A 14,096-nucleotide genomic window follows, 5' to 3' on the forward strand; every position below is an offset into this window, starting at 1 on the left:
CCGCCTCGAGGGCGACACGTCGTTCTCGAAGGAGCTCGACGACCTCGGCGGCAGACACGTCGCCAGCATAGACGCGACCTGTTCGACAGCCGATCCCCTATCGGGCGCGATCACTGACGACCAGACGAGCGCCCTGGCACCAATCTGAGCGGACCGTCTTCATGTTGGACAAACGCGACGGCTGGGTCGCTCTGACGCCTATGCGTCTTCGGCGCGAAGCGCCGCAACGTGGCCGGCGACCAGGGCAGCGCCAACAAGGAGCAACGCGATCAAGGACGTCACGCCTGAGCCTGGTCCTCCGCCGTTCACGGCGAGACCGATGAGGCTGACACCGATCGCCAGTGCCGCGGGTGGAGTCAGGGCCCAGGTGGCGGCACGACGTGAGGCAGCACTGGTGACGGCCGGCAACCTGAACAGGCGTATCGCCTCGCTGGAGCTCGTGCGTGCGTGCGGTGCCAGCAATGCAAGGACCGCGGCCGCGACAGCCGCCAACGCGATGACAGTCCAGACAGTCATGAAGCCCTCCTCTCCGGACCTCTACGCTAACCGGCAGCTTCGGAGGTGTCACACGTGGGGGCCCGAACACGTTGCAGCTCATTTCCGGTCGGCGGCGCAGGGTCATGCAGCGATCCCCAGGCCTGCGTCGGGCGGTTCCGCCGCCCCTCAGTAGGAGATGTCGGGGAGCAGCAGGCCACCGGTCAGGGCGGCGTACCCGAGCCCCGCGAACGCGAGGACCAGCAGCGCCTGACCGGCGACGGCGACGACCTTCCGGAGGCGCGGGGGCGCCCCGCCCCCAGCAGCCCGCTCAGCAGGCGCGCGCTTCACCCGACCGACGAGCACGACCACCGCAGGCAGCACCCCGGCCACGGCGACGGCCGTCAGGACCTGCGCCGTCCGCAGCACGAACGCAGCAGGCGGTCCGGCGTCGCTGAGGAGGGCGGACGCGACCGTGGCCCAGAGCACGCCGGCGACCACGAGGGCCAGCAGGGCGACGGCGACCCCGACTCGACCGATCGTCTCCGCACGCGACTGGGCGGAATTGGTCACACGCCTCCCGGACCAGACTCGGCGTCCGCCCGCCACGACGGTGCCCATCAGGGCGAGCATCAGCACGGCCAGGGACGCGACGAGGACGAGGGGCAGCACCTGCCGCGTCGCCGGCATCGGCTGCAGGGTGAACGCTGGGTTCAGCCCGACGGCCTGGACGGCACCGTCGACCTGGTCCACGGCGACCCTGCGGTCTCCGTCGACCTCCTGCCAGACCCACGGCTCGACCTCCACCAGCTCGACCGGCGCCCCCGACGTGTCCGTGAGAGCCGAGATCAGGACGGAGTCGCCGGGGCCTCGAGAGATGTCCACCGCCGACAGGGCGTAGAAGAGCCGGACGAAGGTCGACTCCGCACGCCTCGACACCTGGTAGCTGCCCACCAGGGCGTCCGCGTGCTCCCCGGCAGTCTCAGTGGCAGTCACGGCCGCCCCCTCCGCGGCGTCCGACGGGAACCACCGGTCGGCAAACCCCTCCACCAGGGCTTCGCGCACGGCCGTCGTGGCGTCGCCCCGAGCGCCCGTGCTGTTGAGGGAGACGTAGATGCCCGCGCCGTCGTCGGGCCAGAGGTCCATCTGGGCATGGAAGGCCGTGAGGTCGCCGCCGTGCCCGAGGACGCGGCGTCCGTTCCGGTCCTCCTCGAAGAGGCCGAGCGTCATGCGAGGCCCGGCAGCGAGACCGCCGAGGTCGTCACGATCGAGGGCAGGTGCGTGCATCTCCTCGAGGGCCTCCGGCCCGAGCACGCCGTCGGCGTACCCGAGCTGAGCGAGCATGAACGCGCTCATGTCCGACGCCGTGGCTGAGACCGCGCCGGCGGGCGCCGGCGAGACGATCTCGAAAGGCACCGCCGCTGCCCCAGCGGCGTCCCAGCCCCCGGAGACCACGGCAGCGGCGCTGGAGGAGAGGGGCTGGTCGAGCGTCGCGGACACCATGCCTGCGGGGTCGAAGACCCGTTCCTGGACGAGGTCAGCCCACGGGCGTCCGGTGGCCCGCTCGGCGACGTACGCCGCGACTCCGTTCGACCAGTTCGAGTAGGCGGGGGTCGTGCCGGGCTCGTAGATCTGCTCGGGCGGCTCGACGGACACGGCGTCCCGCAGCGTCGTCGGTCCCTCCCCCGGGCCTGCGATGACGCCAGCCAGCTCGTCCTCGAAGCCCGCGGTGTGGCTCAGCAGGTGGCGCAGGGTCACCGGACGGTCGAACGCGCGGGGCAGCGTGACGTCGAGGCGGTCCTGGACGGGATCGTCGAGATCGAGCACGCCCTCCTCCACGAGGGACATGACGACGGTCGCAGTGACGACCTTCGAGATCGACCCGATCCGGAAGAGCGTGCTGTCGGGATCGACGGGACGTCGGTCCGCCCGCTCGTCACCGAGGTCGGACCAGCCCCAGCCTCGTTCGGTGACGACCTCGCCGTCGGCGACGATCGAGACGGTCGCGCCGACGATGTTCTCCCGCTCGAGGGCGGCCGGGACGAACCCGTCGAGCCAGGCATTCGCCTCGGCGGTCGTCAGCTCGGAGGCGCCTCCCCCGAGGCCCGGGACGACGGAGGCGCGAGGCGCGGTGGCGCAGGATGCCACGAGCAGGCAGGCCAGTAGCGTCGAGACCACGCCTCCTGCGGTCCTGAGGCGGGCGTTCGTCACGGGCGTTCTCCTGGGGCGCGAGCGAGGGCGGACCGGGCGTCGCACCTCGATGACCATATCGGTCCGCGACGAAGCCTCAGATACTTGATCGCTGGCTGGCCTTGCTAAGACACAGGGCCGCAACGGGAAGAGTCGAGAGGTTCAGGGCGTCCCACGGGACGATCGTCTATCGGACACCGTGGAGTTCCTGATCGCCCAACAGATGGCCGGTATCGAGGAGGCTTTCATGCAACCGGGCCTTTGGGGCAGCGGAGGCGTGAAGTCGCAGACGAGGCCCCTTGCGCAGGGCTGCTTTGCGGATAGAGTCGCGCCTACCGAGCGTTGATTGAATGTTCATGAGGCATCCCCAGACCCCGGGTGTCTCGGGAAACGGTGCGTTGCCCCATTCATCTCGGTGGTCTGAACGGACCACTCATGGGCTCCATCAGCTACGACGGGCTCGTGGTCGTCGTCGACGACCGCACCCTCACGCACCTCCAGATCGTCATCGTCAACAAGCTCCGCCGCGGCGAGGCGTTCCTGATGTCCTGCAAGGACAGTGTTGAGGCCGGGTCCGGCCGGAGCGCGATCTGGATGCATCCCCAAGTGCTCATCTACTTCAAGTTCGACGGCAGCCGTGTACCTGCAATCAACGAGCGGTGGTTGCGCGAGTTGGCGGACTCCGCCGAGAGCTCCCGCGGCCTCGTCGTCACCACCGAGGCCGGGGACGTCCCGACCCTCGCCCCGAAGAAGTACTCCCAGCCCCACGGCACAGTGATCGCTGGTGCTGGCAGTGACCGGATCGCGGCCACTCGGGTAAGGGCGCCCGTGGAGCTGTCGTCGTGACCTCGGGTGCCATCGACGTCGAGTTCGCGACCGTCAAGCAACACTTCCTGAGCCGGGTGCAGCGGCGCCAGCTCGGACTCGACATCGGTCAGGACGACGCGCGGGGCATCTACGAAGACAGTGCTGCTCTGCACCGCGAGTTCATCACCTGGCAGAACCGAGGCAACCAGCCCACCGCGACGACTCCCCGCTCTAAGTCGCCGTCGCTTGGTCCGTGGCACAAATGGACCAGAGTCAGACGCAACAGGCCGTGAGCGGAGCCCTCGACCGCGGTGCCCACGGTGGGGGAACTGTGGCAGTCTCGACAGCCTCCAAGCAGATCATGACCGGCCAGCGATCCCCATTCGGGACGACTCAATTCATCTGAGCGGCTAGCTTCGGACGGGTGAACGAAGAAGGCGCGATCCTCGCCGGACGCCAGGCCGTGCTAGAGCGTTTCCGGTGGATGGAGGGCGACGCCGACACCTGGTCGATGCTCCGATCGGCGGAGAGTCTCGCACTGGTCGTTGCAGGCCTGGCCGCGCTCGTCGAGTCAGAGCGACCGGACGTGATCATCGGCATCGAGTCCAGGGGCTTCGTCCTCGCACCCGCCGTGGCACTCGCGCTCGGCACCGGGTTCGCCCCCGTCCGCAGAGACGGCGCCCTCTTCCCCGGCCCGAAGGTCGAGCGAATGACCGGGCCGGACTACCGGGGCAACCGACGAACCCTGTCCGCACGGCGAGACCTGATGTCACCCGGCCAGCGCGTCGTCCTGGTCGACGATTGGATCGAGACGGGAAGCCAGGCGATCGCGACCAAGGCATTGGTCGCCGACTGCGACGCCCTGCTCGTCTCCGCCGCGGTGATCGTCGATGAGGCCGGCGCCGTGGCCCACGCGGAACTGCCGACCATCACAGGACTCGTCCGCGCATCCGAGTTGTAGCCCCTGACTCTGCGATCGGCCATCAAGCCCCCTTGCGAGAGCCGCCGTCGACCAGACTCCACCACACGGCTGATCCGTGACCGCCGAACCGCACGTACCGTCGAACCATGGACACGAGCTCGATGATCATGGGAGCCGCCATCGCTTCGGTGGCGTGGATCGGTTTCTACCCGTGGGCGAAGCTGAAGAAGCTCAGGGCCTTCGAGGAAGAGCAGCAACAGCAGCAGCAGCAGCCTGATCCTCCCGAGAGGCCCCGCTAGACGATCCCTTATCGGGCGTCTCGGATGGAAGACGGTTCATCTCCGATCAGGACCGGATTCGACCGAGGCTCCCCGGGCGTCTGCGTTTAGAGAGATTCGCTAGGTTCTTCTGATGACCACGAGCGACAACACCCTGCGACGCGCGGCCGACACCCTCCGGGCCTTCGCCCTCGACGAAGACCTCAAAGCACGCACGCTCGCGAACCCCGCACTGGCGACCATGGCGGCGAAGATCGCCCGCCGCTACACCGCCGGCTCGGACGTCGACGCGGCAGTGGCGCTGCTCGAGGCGAACACGTCCCGTGGCCACCTCGGCAGCGTCGAACTCGTCGGCGAGTCGATCCGGGACGAGGCCGTCGCCGATCAGCAAACCGACGAGTTCGTCGATCTGGCCCATCGTCTGGGGCAGGTTCCCGGACGGGCGACAATCTCCTTCGACCTGTCACATGTGGGTGCCGTCGTGTCGCCCGAGGTCGGTTTGCGAAACGGCCGCGCCATCGCCCGCGCAGCCCGCGAGGCGGGCACGTCGATCATGATCTCCGCCGAGGGGTCCGACCGCACGGATCTCGTCCTCTCGATCACGGACCAGATCGCCGACGAGTTCCCCGAGACCGGCGTCACCCTCCAGGCCCGTCTCCACCGCACCCCCGGGGATCTCGACCGGCTCATCCAGCGCCCCGGGCCCATCCGCCTCGTCAAAGGCGCGTTCCTCGAATCCGCCGACGTCGCCTACGCCCGAGACAGCGAGCCCCTGACCACGGCCTACCTCGAGGCCGCGAGACGCCTGGTGGGCTCGGGACACCGAGTGAATCTCGCCACCCACGACCCGCTTCTGGTCTCGTCGTTGCGCGACACGTTGGGCACCGACCTCATGGCCGAGCACGTCGAGTTCGAGATGCTGCAGGGCCTCGGTACCGAACTGCTCGACTCCCTGCGTCACGACGGGTTCACCACCCGCGAGTACGTCGTCTACGGCCCCGAATGGTGGCTCTACGTCCTGAACCGGATGGCCGAACACCCCGAGCGCGTCCTCGATGCTCTCGCGGACCTCGACATCACCGGAAGGCCCTGACGCGGGCCCTGACGAATCCGTCTGGCCGCAGCCCGGTGCACGATCGCTTGCCGGGCGGGGTCAGCTCCGAGGTGATGAGAGCGCTTCCGCGCTAGGTGGTCGGCAGTTCATCATCAGTTCAGTAGCCGAAGTCCGTCAGCGAGAACAACCCGTCGGGCGTCTCCACTGCGTAGGCGCCGACTGGCGCTTCGAGACCGTCGTACGCCTGACCAAAGGCCAGGACGCATTCCGTCGCCAGTCGCGTGGCAGACACTCGATCGTCCCCTCCGAGCGTGGCCAAGACACCAGAGAAGCCCGGAGCGCTGGCCGCCATGCCATCGTTCTGGAGCTCCCGGTAGACAAGGAAAGTGGTGCCATCGGCTCGACTTCGTCGCTCGTATCGCGCCGTAAATGGAATATGAAGTTCGCCCCACTGCAACTCGAAAGCATCGACGGTAGCTCTGTCAAAAGTGCCCACATGCGTAAAAACCAGCTGACGCTCATCGTCTCGTAGGCGTCGAGGTGCAAATAGGCCGGCGGGCGGGTCGATCTCAAGGTAGAGCATCGTTCTCCCTGTCTTTATATTGACGACAGTAAGGCCTCAACGCGCACCCAAGAATGCGCCTGAGTTCAGGCACCTTTGCCACTTTTGCGGCGTCGAGTCGGCTCCCTGACCGTATCTACGCCTGCTCGGCTCGCTGGATGGCGCGGTAAACGGTTGAGCGGGCAACGCCGAAGAGCTCAGCGATCTCGCTCGTCGTGTGGGCGCCGGTGCGGTGCAGCTGCACGAGGTGCTTCTCTTGAGAGGGGGTGAGCTTGGGCTTGCGGCCGCGGAGCTTGCCGGCGGCCTTGGCGATCGCCATGCCCTCCCGGGTGCGGGCACGGATGAGGTCGGCCTCGAATTCGGCGACCATGCCGAGGACGTTGAACAGGAGCCGGCCGACGGGGTTGGTGGGGTCGTAGACCGCTCCCCCGAGGTTCAGGGCGACGCCCTTCTTCGTGAGCTCGTCCGCGATGTCGGTAGCGTCGCGCAGAGATCGAGCGAGACGGTCGAGCTTCGTGACGACCAGGACGTCGCCGGCGCGACACGCGGCCAACGCTTCGCGGAGGCCCGGCCGGGCTCGAGTCGTGCCCGAGAGACCATGGTCAACATGCACGTGTTGATCGTCAACACCAAGTGCTGCAAGACCGTCGCGTTGTGCTGCGAGATCCTGTCCGGACGTTGACACGCGGGCGTAGCCGATGAGCATGAAGCGACTGTAGCGTTCAAGCCCCCATCACCGGGCAATTTTGCGGGACAGGCATACGCGAATCCGCAGGCCAGGTGCCACTTAACCTCCGCCGACCAGATCGAGCGCCAAAAGGTGTCCCGATGAACGACCGGCGACCGGGCGCCGGCGACACGCACGACGCGCCGCGCACCCGACCTGCGTAGGATTTCTCATCATGAAGCTCGCCGAAGCCCTCCTGCAACGGTCCGACGCCCAGCGCCGGGTCGACCAGCTGCGTGATCGCGTCACCGCGAACGCCCGCTACCAGGAGGGCGAAGAGCCCACCGAGGACGCCGCCGAGCTGCTGCGCCAGGCGGTCGACACCCTCGACGTCCTCGAGTCGCTCGTCGTGCGCATCAACCTCACCAACGCCCGCACGACCCTCGCCGACGGCAGCACGATGACCGCTGCCCTGGCCCGCCGCGAGACCCTGCGCGCCACCCACGCCCTGCTCATGACCGCCTCCGACGCGGCCCGCGGCGCCTCCGGCGGCTACCGCCAGCTGCGCAGCGAGCTCCGGATGTTCTCGGCCCTGCCGGTCGCCGAGCTGCGGGACCGTGCCGACGCCGTCGCCAAGGACCTCCGCGAACTCGACGTCGAGATCCAGAAGACCAACTGGGAGGCCGAACTGCAGAACTGACCTGCGCGGTGAGTCGGTAGACGTCACCGGGGCGAGCACGAACCGCGACCGGCGGTCATCCCGGTCACCCTGCAGGCGCGGAGGGCAGCGCCACGACTCACGTCGTCACCACTCAGCCCCGCACCGATCACCGGTGACCGCGCACCCTGCATCGTTCATCACCGTGTGCTGACCGGAGACGTCGAGGGCGGGATCGGGGACCTCACCGCGCCTCCTGGGGCTGCCTCCGTCGGCAGACGTCCGCGTCGCGGTCCGTCCCGCGGCGGGTGCGACGATCGATAGGCTCGCCGGGTGACGGATCAGGCAGCCCGTGGGGCGTTCATCGTGTTCGAGGGCATCGACGGGTCGGGCAAGTCGACGCAGGCGCGTCTGCTCGCCGCCCGCCTCCAGGACGCGGCGGTGCCGGTGCACCAAACGGCCGAGCCGACGAACGGCCCCGTCGGCACGTTGATCCGCAACGGCTTCAACCGCCGGGTCGACCTGGACGACCGCGTCATCGCGTCGCTCTTCGTCGCCGACCGCCTCGACCACATCACCAACGCCCACGACGGCATGCTCGGCATCGTCGAGCGGGGCACGACCGTCCTCTGCGACCGGTACCACCTGTCGTCACAGGCCTACCAGGCGTCCGACGTGGGCAGCGACTGGATCGCCTCGTCGAACTCCATCAGCACCGACATGATGCTGCCCGACCTGACGATCTACCTCGACGTCTCGCCCGAGGTCGCCCTCGAGCGCCTCGCCAGCGGACGCACGACGACCGACCGGTTCGAGGTCGACGAGCGGCTCCGGGCAGCCCGCGAACGCTACGCCGAGGCCATCGAGCGGGCCGACGAGGTCGTCGTCACGGTCGACGCCGACCGTTCGACCGACGAACTCGCCGACGCCGTCTGGCACGAGGTGTCGACCCGGCTCGACCTCGGGTCGCTGGCGCGTCCGCAGGGCTGACACCGCGCCTCCTCGGGTGGCCGAGGCGTCCCGACGGGACGCTCGCCCCGGCACGTGAGCGACACCCCGACGGGGTCAGGAGGCGCGGGCCGCGTCGACGACGGACGGTGCGTCGGCTGCTCCCCCGGCTCCGTCGCGCGTGATCTCGGCCCAGACGTCGTCGAGCGACACCTCGACGACGGCGGCGATCGCGGCGATCGTCGAGAAGGCCGGGGTCGCCACGCGACCGGTCTCGATCTTGCGCAGGGTCTCGGGCGACAGCCCGGCGTCCAGGGCGACCTGCAGCATCGGCCGGGAGCCACGGGCCCGCCTCAACAGCACCCCGAGGCGGCGACCGCGTTCGATCTCGGCGGGCGTGAGCGGCAGACGGACCATGCCCCGAGCGTAGTGCGCCGACGGCCCGAGTGGGATACCTTTACCGGGATGATCTTCGGCACGCGAACGGCAGGACACCCATGATCGAGATCTTGAACCCCTCCGAGATCGAACGGGCCCGGGCGACCGGCGCACTCGTCGGCACCATCCTGCAGACGCTGCGCGACCGGGTGACCGTCGGCACGAACCTGCTCGACGTCGACTCGTGGACCCAGACGATGATCGACGAGGCCGGGGCGGTCTCCTGCTACGTCGACTACGCGCCGTCGTTCGGCCGGGGCCCCTTCGGCCACTACGTCTGCACGGCCGTGAACGACGCCGTGCTGCACGGGCTGCCGCACGACCGACGACTCGTCGACGGCGACCTGCTGACGCTCGACCTCGCCGTCGTGCTCGACGGGGTGGCGGCCGACTCGGCGGTGAGCTTCGTCGTGGGCGACTCCCGTCCGGCCGAGAGCGTCCGCCTGATCGAGACGACCGAGCGGGCGCTCGAGGCCGGCATCGCGGCGGCCGGGCCAGGGGCGCGCATCGGCGACCTGTCGCACGCGATCGGCTCGGTGCTGTCGGACGCGGGCTACCCGATCAACGTCGAATTCGGCGGCCACGGCATCGGCTCGACCATGCACCAGGACCCGCACGTGTCGAACACCGGGCGCCCGGGGCGGGGCTACCGCCTGCGGCCCGGGCTGTTGCTCGCGCTCGAACCGTGGGTGATGACCGACACCGACGAGCTCGTCACGGACGCCGACGGCTGGACGCTGCGCAGCGCGACGGGCTGCCGGACGGCCCACAGCGAGCACACGATCGCCATCACCGAGGACGGCGCCGAGGTGCTGACGCGGCGCCCCGTCCGCTAGCCCGACCGCCAGCCCCTCCGCACGGACCGGCTCAACCCTCGACGGCCGGCTGGCCCTGCCCGGTCAGGCGCAGGAACCCGCTCAGCAGCCCGAGCCCCGCGATCGAGGTGGGCAAGCCCGTCGCGAGCAGCGGGGAGTGCACCAGGAACGCCGCCCACTTCGCCCGCGACAAGGCCACGTTCAACCGGTTCGGCATCAGCAGGAAGTCCAGCCCGCGCGGGATGTCGGCGGCACTCGACGCCGCCAGCGAGACGACGGCCACGACGGCCTCCTGCCCCTGGAACAGGTCGACCGTGCCGACGGGTGTCTCGTCGAAGCCGGCCGCGTCGAGGTGTTCGCGCAGCACGGCGCCGTGGGCGTTGTACGGCGCGACGACGATGACGTCGGCCGCGGTCAGGGGCCGGGTGCCGTCGGCGTCCGACCAGTCGAGCCCGACGACCGACCGCACGATCTCGACGACCGCCCGGGCCTCCTCGACCGACGAGGTCGTGTTGCCGACGTGCGTCACCGGTTCGACGTGCAGGCCGGGTGCGACGCCCTCGAGCCGGCGGTCGGAGGCATGGGCGGTCAGTGCCCCGCCGTAGGACAGCTCGCTGACCGGGGCGCACAGCGCCGGATGCATGCGCCAGGTGGTGGCGAGGAAGTAGCCGTACGCGGCCGGAAGCACGTCGTGGCCGTCGGCCAACCAGCCGAGGGCCGACTCGTCGACCGGCTCGGGGTGGCTGCCCTGGCTGACCTGCGGCAGCTGCTGCGGATCGCCGAGCAGCAGCAACCGCGTCGCGGCGACCGAGGCCGCCACGGTCGAGGCGAGGGAGAACTGCCCGGCCTCGTCGACGACCAGCAGGTCGAGGGAGGCGCGGGCCACCTTGTCGGCGTTGGCGAACCCCCAGGCGGTGGCCCCGAACACGGCCCCCACGGCCTGCCCGCCGCCGTCGACCCCGGCACCGCCCGCGCCACCGTCGGCCTCGGCGAGGAACGCGGCCTCACCGCCGGACTTCAGGGCACGCCAGGGCTGCTCGTCGGCCTGCTCGGCGGTCGTGCCCGACTTCGGCACCTTGCCCACGCGCTCGGGATCGACCCCGGCCGTGATGACCGCCCGCAGGACGTTCTCGACCACGGCGTGCGACTGCCCGACGACCCCTACGCGCCAACCGTGCTCACGAACGAGCCGGGCGACGACCCGCGAACCGACGTAGGTCTTGCCCGTGCCGGGAGGGCCCTGGACGGCGAGGTACGAGCGGTCGAGGTCGAGCAGGGTCTCGACGACGGCCGAGACGGTGTCGTTCCCGACCACGCGTGCGGGCCCGCCACCCGACCGCCGACGCGGCGGCTGCCGCCGCAGCAGGTCGAACGCCGGGTCGGGCAGCATCTCGGGCAGGGCGTCGAGCACGTGCCCACCCCATTCGGCGATCGCCTCGGGCTGCGGAGTGGCCCGGGGAGGCGCGGCGGGCGTCAGCGCGACCGGGAACGCGTCGTGCCGGTCGTCGTCGCCGGTGACGCGCTCGAGCAGCACGACCTCGTGCCGGTCGCCGTTCGGGCCGGCCTCGACCACCGTCGACCCGACGGCACCCCGCAGCGCGGGGCCGAGCGAGGCGACCCCGGGGGGGACGGGCGCGTCGTAGACGGCGTAGGGCGCGCCTCCTTCGCTCAGGCGACTGCCGGGTGCGAGGCGGCCGCGCAGCCGCACCTCGCGGCTGAGCTTGCGGGCCCGGGGCAGCTTCTGCCACTCGCGCTCGACCGACGCCGTCTCGACCACGAACACGTCGCGGGTGTCGGCCCAGTCGTCGACCGGATCGCGGAGGCGGTCGAAGTGCTCTTGCCAGAACGTCTTGGCCTCGCGGCGGTGGTAGTCGATGGCCGACGCCGCGAGGGCGATGGCCGTCTGGTCGGGGGTGCGGTCGAGCGGGTCGACGTCGGCCACGTGCGTCGCGAGGCCCACGGCGACCGGGTTCGGCTCACGGGGCACGCGGGCGAGTTCGAGCGGGTCGGGCGCGGTCGGGCGGTCGGGGTCGTCGCCCCGGGTGCCGTGCCGGTCGGCCAGCTCGAGCAGCCAGTCGCGCAGCCGCAGGGTCGACCGGCAGTCGTACTCGTTGTAGTCGCGGACCTCGTCGAGCATCTGGTCACCCCGCGACGCGTCGCCGGTGGTGCGTTCGGCGATGGCGTCGACGTACATCGTGATGCTGGCGGTGGCCGTCTTGACGTCGCTCTGCCGGAGGTCGTCACCCATGTAGAGCGGCTCGAGCTTCTTGAGCGAGTAGCTGTGCGACCCGACGAGCAACGCCTGCCGCACGACCGGGTAGAGGTCGACGAGCACGCCGTCGCGGAGCAGGTCGTCGACCGCGTCCTCGCCGACGCCGTGGCGGGCCGCCAGCGAGAGCAGGTGGCTGCGCTCGTACGAGGCGTAGTGGTACACGTGCAGGTCGGGGAATCGCCGGCGGCGCTCGGCGAGGTAGTCGAGGAAGTCGATCAGCGCCTGCCGCTCACCCGCGAAGTCGTGCGCCCAGAAGGCCCGGAAGGTGCCGTCGGCCTCGACCAGCCCGAAGAGGTAGTCGAGGCCCCAGGCCCGCCCGTCGCCCTCGGTGTAGAGCGGGTCGCCCTCGAAGTCGAAGAAGACGTCGCCGGCGTCGGGCCGCGGGATCGTCCGCAGGGCGTCGGCGTCGACGACCTCGACCGCGGGCGCGCCGGTGTGGTCGCGCTCGGTGGCGAGCTGCACCCGGGCCTGCCCCCGCAGCCGGGCGAGGGCCGTCGCCCCGATGCCGGCGACGGGCCCGTCCGACCCGGCGAGCTCGTCGATCGTGACGACGCCGGCCAGGTGCAGCCGCTGACGTTGCTCGCCGCGCAGGCCGGCGACGAGCACGAGGTCGCGGTGCTCGTCGACCTGGGCCTGGCAGGCCGTGCAGTGCCCGCAGGCGGTGACGCCCGGGTCGCCCCAGGCGAGCGGCCCCTCGGCGGCGAGCCGCTCGGCGAGGGCGGCCCGCAGCCGGTCACGCTGGACCCGGTAGACCGGCAGCACGTCGGCGACGTCGTGCACGCTCTCGCTGCCGTCGCCGAGCACGAGGCGCACGGTGTCGGCCGACGGCAGCCCGAGCGCCCGGATCTGGTCGGTGTAGGCCGCGACCTGCAGCAGCGCGGGGATCTTCGCGTGGCGGGCGAGCTTCGTGTCGTAGACCTCGTAGGTGCCGTCGTCGGTGCGCACCACGAAGTCGCTGAAGCCGATGAACGATCCGTCGAAGAACGTCGCCTGGAAGAGCACGTCGGCCCCGGAGGCCATGGCGACCCGCGCCTCCTCGGCGGCCGCCGCGTAGCCCGACGGGGCCGGACGGTCGAACTCGACGACGTCACGGGTCGCCCGCAGCGCCTCGAGGTACCGGAGCTCGTGCGCGTCGCCGAGCCGGGCCGTGCGGTCGAGCATGTCGTCGGACGCGTCGGCGACGGCGTCGACCCGGCCGAGCTTCGCGTCGAGCCGTCGGAGGAACGACCACTCGCACGCGGCCCAGGTCGTCAGGTCGGACGGGCTGGTGACCACCCGGTCGTCGTCGAGGTACACGCGGACTCCTTCTGTCGGGACGCGGCCTGGACGCCCGCCCCGAGCCTAGGAGGCGCCACCGACACCCCGGGACGCCTCACGCGGGTGAGCCGGGCGCGGTCCGCAGGTGCAGCCGCTCGCCCTGCCGACCGAACAGGCTGAGCACCTCGACGGCCCGGTCGTCGGCCCGGCCGAACCAGTGCGGCGTGCGCGTGTCGAACTCGGCCGCCTCGCCCGCGGGCAGCACGAGGTCGAGGTCGCCCAGCACGAGCCGGATGCGTCCGCGCAGCACGTACAGCCAGTCGTAGCCCTCGTGCGTGCGGAGCACCGGCTCGGTCCGGGGCGAATCGGCGGGGATGACCATCTTGAAGGCCTGGATCGCGCCGCCGCCGCGCGAGAGCGGAACGACCGTCATGCCGTGCTGTTGCCGCGGCGTGAGGTGCACGCGGGGGTCGCCGGTCTCGGGAGCGCCGACGAGGTCGTCGAGCGGCACCCCGTGCTCGCGGGCGAGCGGCAACAGCTGTTCGAGGGTCGGCCGCCGGAGCCCGGACTCGAGCCGGGACAGGGTGCTGACCGAGATGCCGGTCCGCTCCCCCAGTTCGGCGAGGGTCACGCCGCGCCGCGCGCGCAGGGCACGGAGGCGCGGGCCGACCGCGGCGAGGACGTCGCCGGTGCTCGGGGCGTCGGCACCGGGGGCGTTCGTGGGGTGGTCCATGCCGGTCATCTTGCCACTTCG

Annotated in this window: 14 protein-coding genes; 8 read left to right on the forward strand and 6 right to left on the reverse strand. The window is 70.7% G+C overall.

Going from position 1 to position 14,096, the window contains the following annotated elements; translation table 11 throughout:
• Window positions 1-663: 663 nt before the first annotated feature.
• A complete protein-coding gene (locus ACVJ1F_RS10705) occupies window positions 664-2,685 on the reverse strand; it encodes a serine hydrolase domain-containing protein (RefSeq protein ID WP_456886102.1) in 2,022 nt (673 codons plus the stop codon).
• A gap of 414 nt (window positions 2,686-3,099) precedes the next feature.
• Here ACVJ1F_RS10705 and ACVJ1F_RS10710 point away from each other — a divergent pair, with 414 nt between their 5' ends.
• From ACVJ1F_RS10710 to ACVJ1F_RS10730, 5 genes are all read left to right on the forward strand, one after another.
• Complete coding sequence (locus ACVJ1F_RS10710; protein WP_456886104.1) at window positions 3,100-3,510, forward strand: DUF7882 family protein; 411 nt, start codon at window positions 3,100-3,102, stop codon at window positions 3,508-3,510.
• The gene (locus ACVJ1F_RS10715) at window positions 3,507-3,764 is read left to right on the forward strand and encodes a hypothetical protein (protein WP_456886106.1); all 258 of its coding nucleotides are present in this window, start codon (window positions 3,507-3,509) and stop codon (window positions 3,762-3,764) included. The genes ACVJ1F_RS10710 and ACVJ1F_RS10715 overlap by 4 nt, the downstream gene beginning before the upstream one ends.
• Window positions 3,765-3,895: 131 nt before the next feature.
• Window positions 3,896-4,432: a phosphoribosyltransferase family protein gene (locus ACVJ1F_RS10720; protein ID WP_456886108.1), complete on the forward strand. Its 537-nt coding sequence runs from the start codon at window positions 3,896-3,898 to the stop codon at window positions 4,430-4,432.
• Window positions 4,433-4,539: 107 nt separating this feature from the next.
• On the forward strand, window positions 4,540-4,692 hold the full coding sequence (locus tag ACVJ1F_RS10725) for a hypothetical protein (protein ID WP_456886110.1): 153 nt from the start codon (window positions 4,540-4,542) through the stop codon (window positions 4,690-4,692).
• Window positions 4,693-4,804: 112 nt separating this feature from the next.
• Complete coding sequence (locus tag ACVJ1F_RS10730) at window positions 4,805-5,764, forward strand: proline dehydrogenase family protein (RefSeq protein ID WP_456886112.1); 960 nt, start codon at window positions 4,805-4,807, stop codon at window positions 5,762-5,764.
• 118 nt (window positions 5,765-5,882) lie between these two features.
• Here ACVJ1F_RS10730 and ACVJ1F_RS10735 read toward each other — a convergent pair whose 3' ends face one another.
• Together ACVJ1F_RS10735 and ACVJ1F_RS10740 are read right to left on the reverse strand one after the other, a co-directional pair.
• A complete protein-coding gene (locus tag ACVJ1F_RS10735; protein WP_456886114.1) occupies window positions 5,883-6,308 on the reverse strand; it encodes a hypothetical protein in 426 nt (141 codons plus the stop codon).
• A 115-nt stretch (window positions 6,309-6,423) separates the two neighbouring features.
• Complete coding sequence (locus ACVJ1F_RS10740; RefSeq protein WP_456886115.1) at window positions 6,424-6,993, reverse strand: recombinase family protein; 570 nt, start codon at window positions 6,991-6,993, stop codon at window positions 6,424-6,426.
• Window positions 6,994-7,189: 196 nt separating this feature from the next.
• Between ACVJ1F_RS10740 and ACVJ1F_RS10745 the strand changes: the two genes are divergently transcribed.
• Together ACVJ1F_RS10745 and tmk are read left to right on the forward strand one after the other, a co-directional pair.
• Window positions 7,190-7,654: a DIP1984 family protein gene (locus ACVJ1F_RS10745; RefSeq protein WP_456886117.1), complete on the forward strand. Its 465-nt coding sequence runs from the start codon at window positions 7,190-7,192 to the stop codon at window positions 7,652-7,654.
• A 291-nt stretch (window positions 7,655-7,945) separates the two neighbouring features.
• Entirely contained in the window at window positions 7,946-8,602 is a 657-nt protein-coding gene (gene tmk / locus ACVJ1F_RS10750) for a dTMP kinase (RefSeq protein ID WP_456886119.1), read from the forward strand.
• Between the two features lie 75 nt (window positions 8,603-8,677).
• On the opposite strand, the gene ACVJ1F_RS10755 is transcribed toward tmk, so the two are convergent.
• The gene (locus ACVJ1F_RS10755; protein ID WP_267659622.1) at window positions 8,678-8,977 is read right to left on the reverse strand and encodes a helix-turn-helix transcriptional regulator; all 300 of its coding nucleotides are present in this window, start codon (window positions 8,975-8,977) and stop codon (window positions 8,678-8,680) included.
• A gap of 80 nt (window positions 8,978-9,057) precedes the next feature.
• Between ACVJ1F_RS10755 and map the strand changes: the two genes are divergently transcribed.
• On the forward strand, window positions 9,058-9,834 hold the full coding sequence (map, locus tag ACVJ1F_RS10760) for a type I methionyl aminopeptidase (RefSeq protein WP_159825165.1): 777 nt from the start codon (window positions 9,058-9,060) through the stop codon (window positions 9,832-9,834).
• 31 nt (window positions 9,835-9,865) lie between these two features.
• Here the strand turns inward: map and ACVJ1F_RS10765 are convergent, their stop codons facing one another.
• On the reverse strand, window positions 9,866-13,381 hold the full coding sequence (locus tag ACVJ1F_RS10765) for a TM0106 family RecB-like putative nuclease (protein WP_456886122.1): 3,516 nt from the start codon (window positions 13,379-13,381) through the stop codon (window positions 9,866-9,868).
• A gap of 76 nt (window positions 13,382-13,457) precedes the next feature.
• Window positions 13,458-14,075: a helix-turn-helix domain-containing protein gene (locus ACVJ1F_RS10770; protein ID WP_456886124.1), complete on the reverse strand. Its 618-nt coding sequence runs from the start codon at window positions 14,073-14,075 to the stop codon at window positions 13,458-13,460.
• Window positions 14,076-14,096: the final 21 nt, after the last annotated feature.

This window comes from Frigoribacterium sp. 2355 (assembly GCF_054060695.1).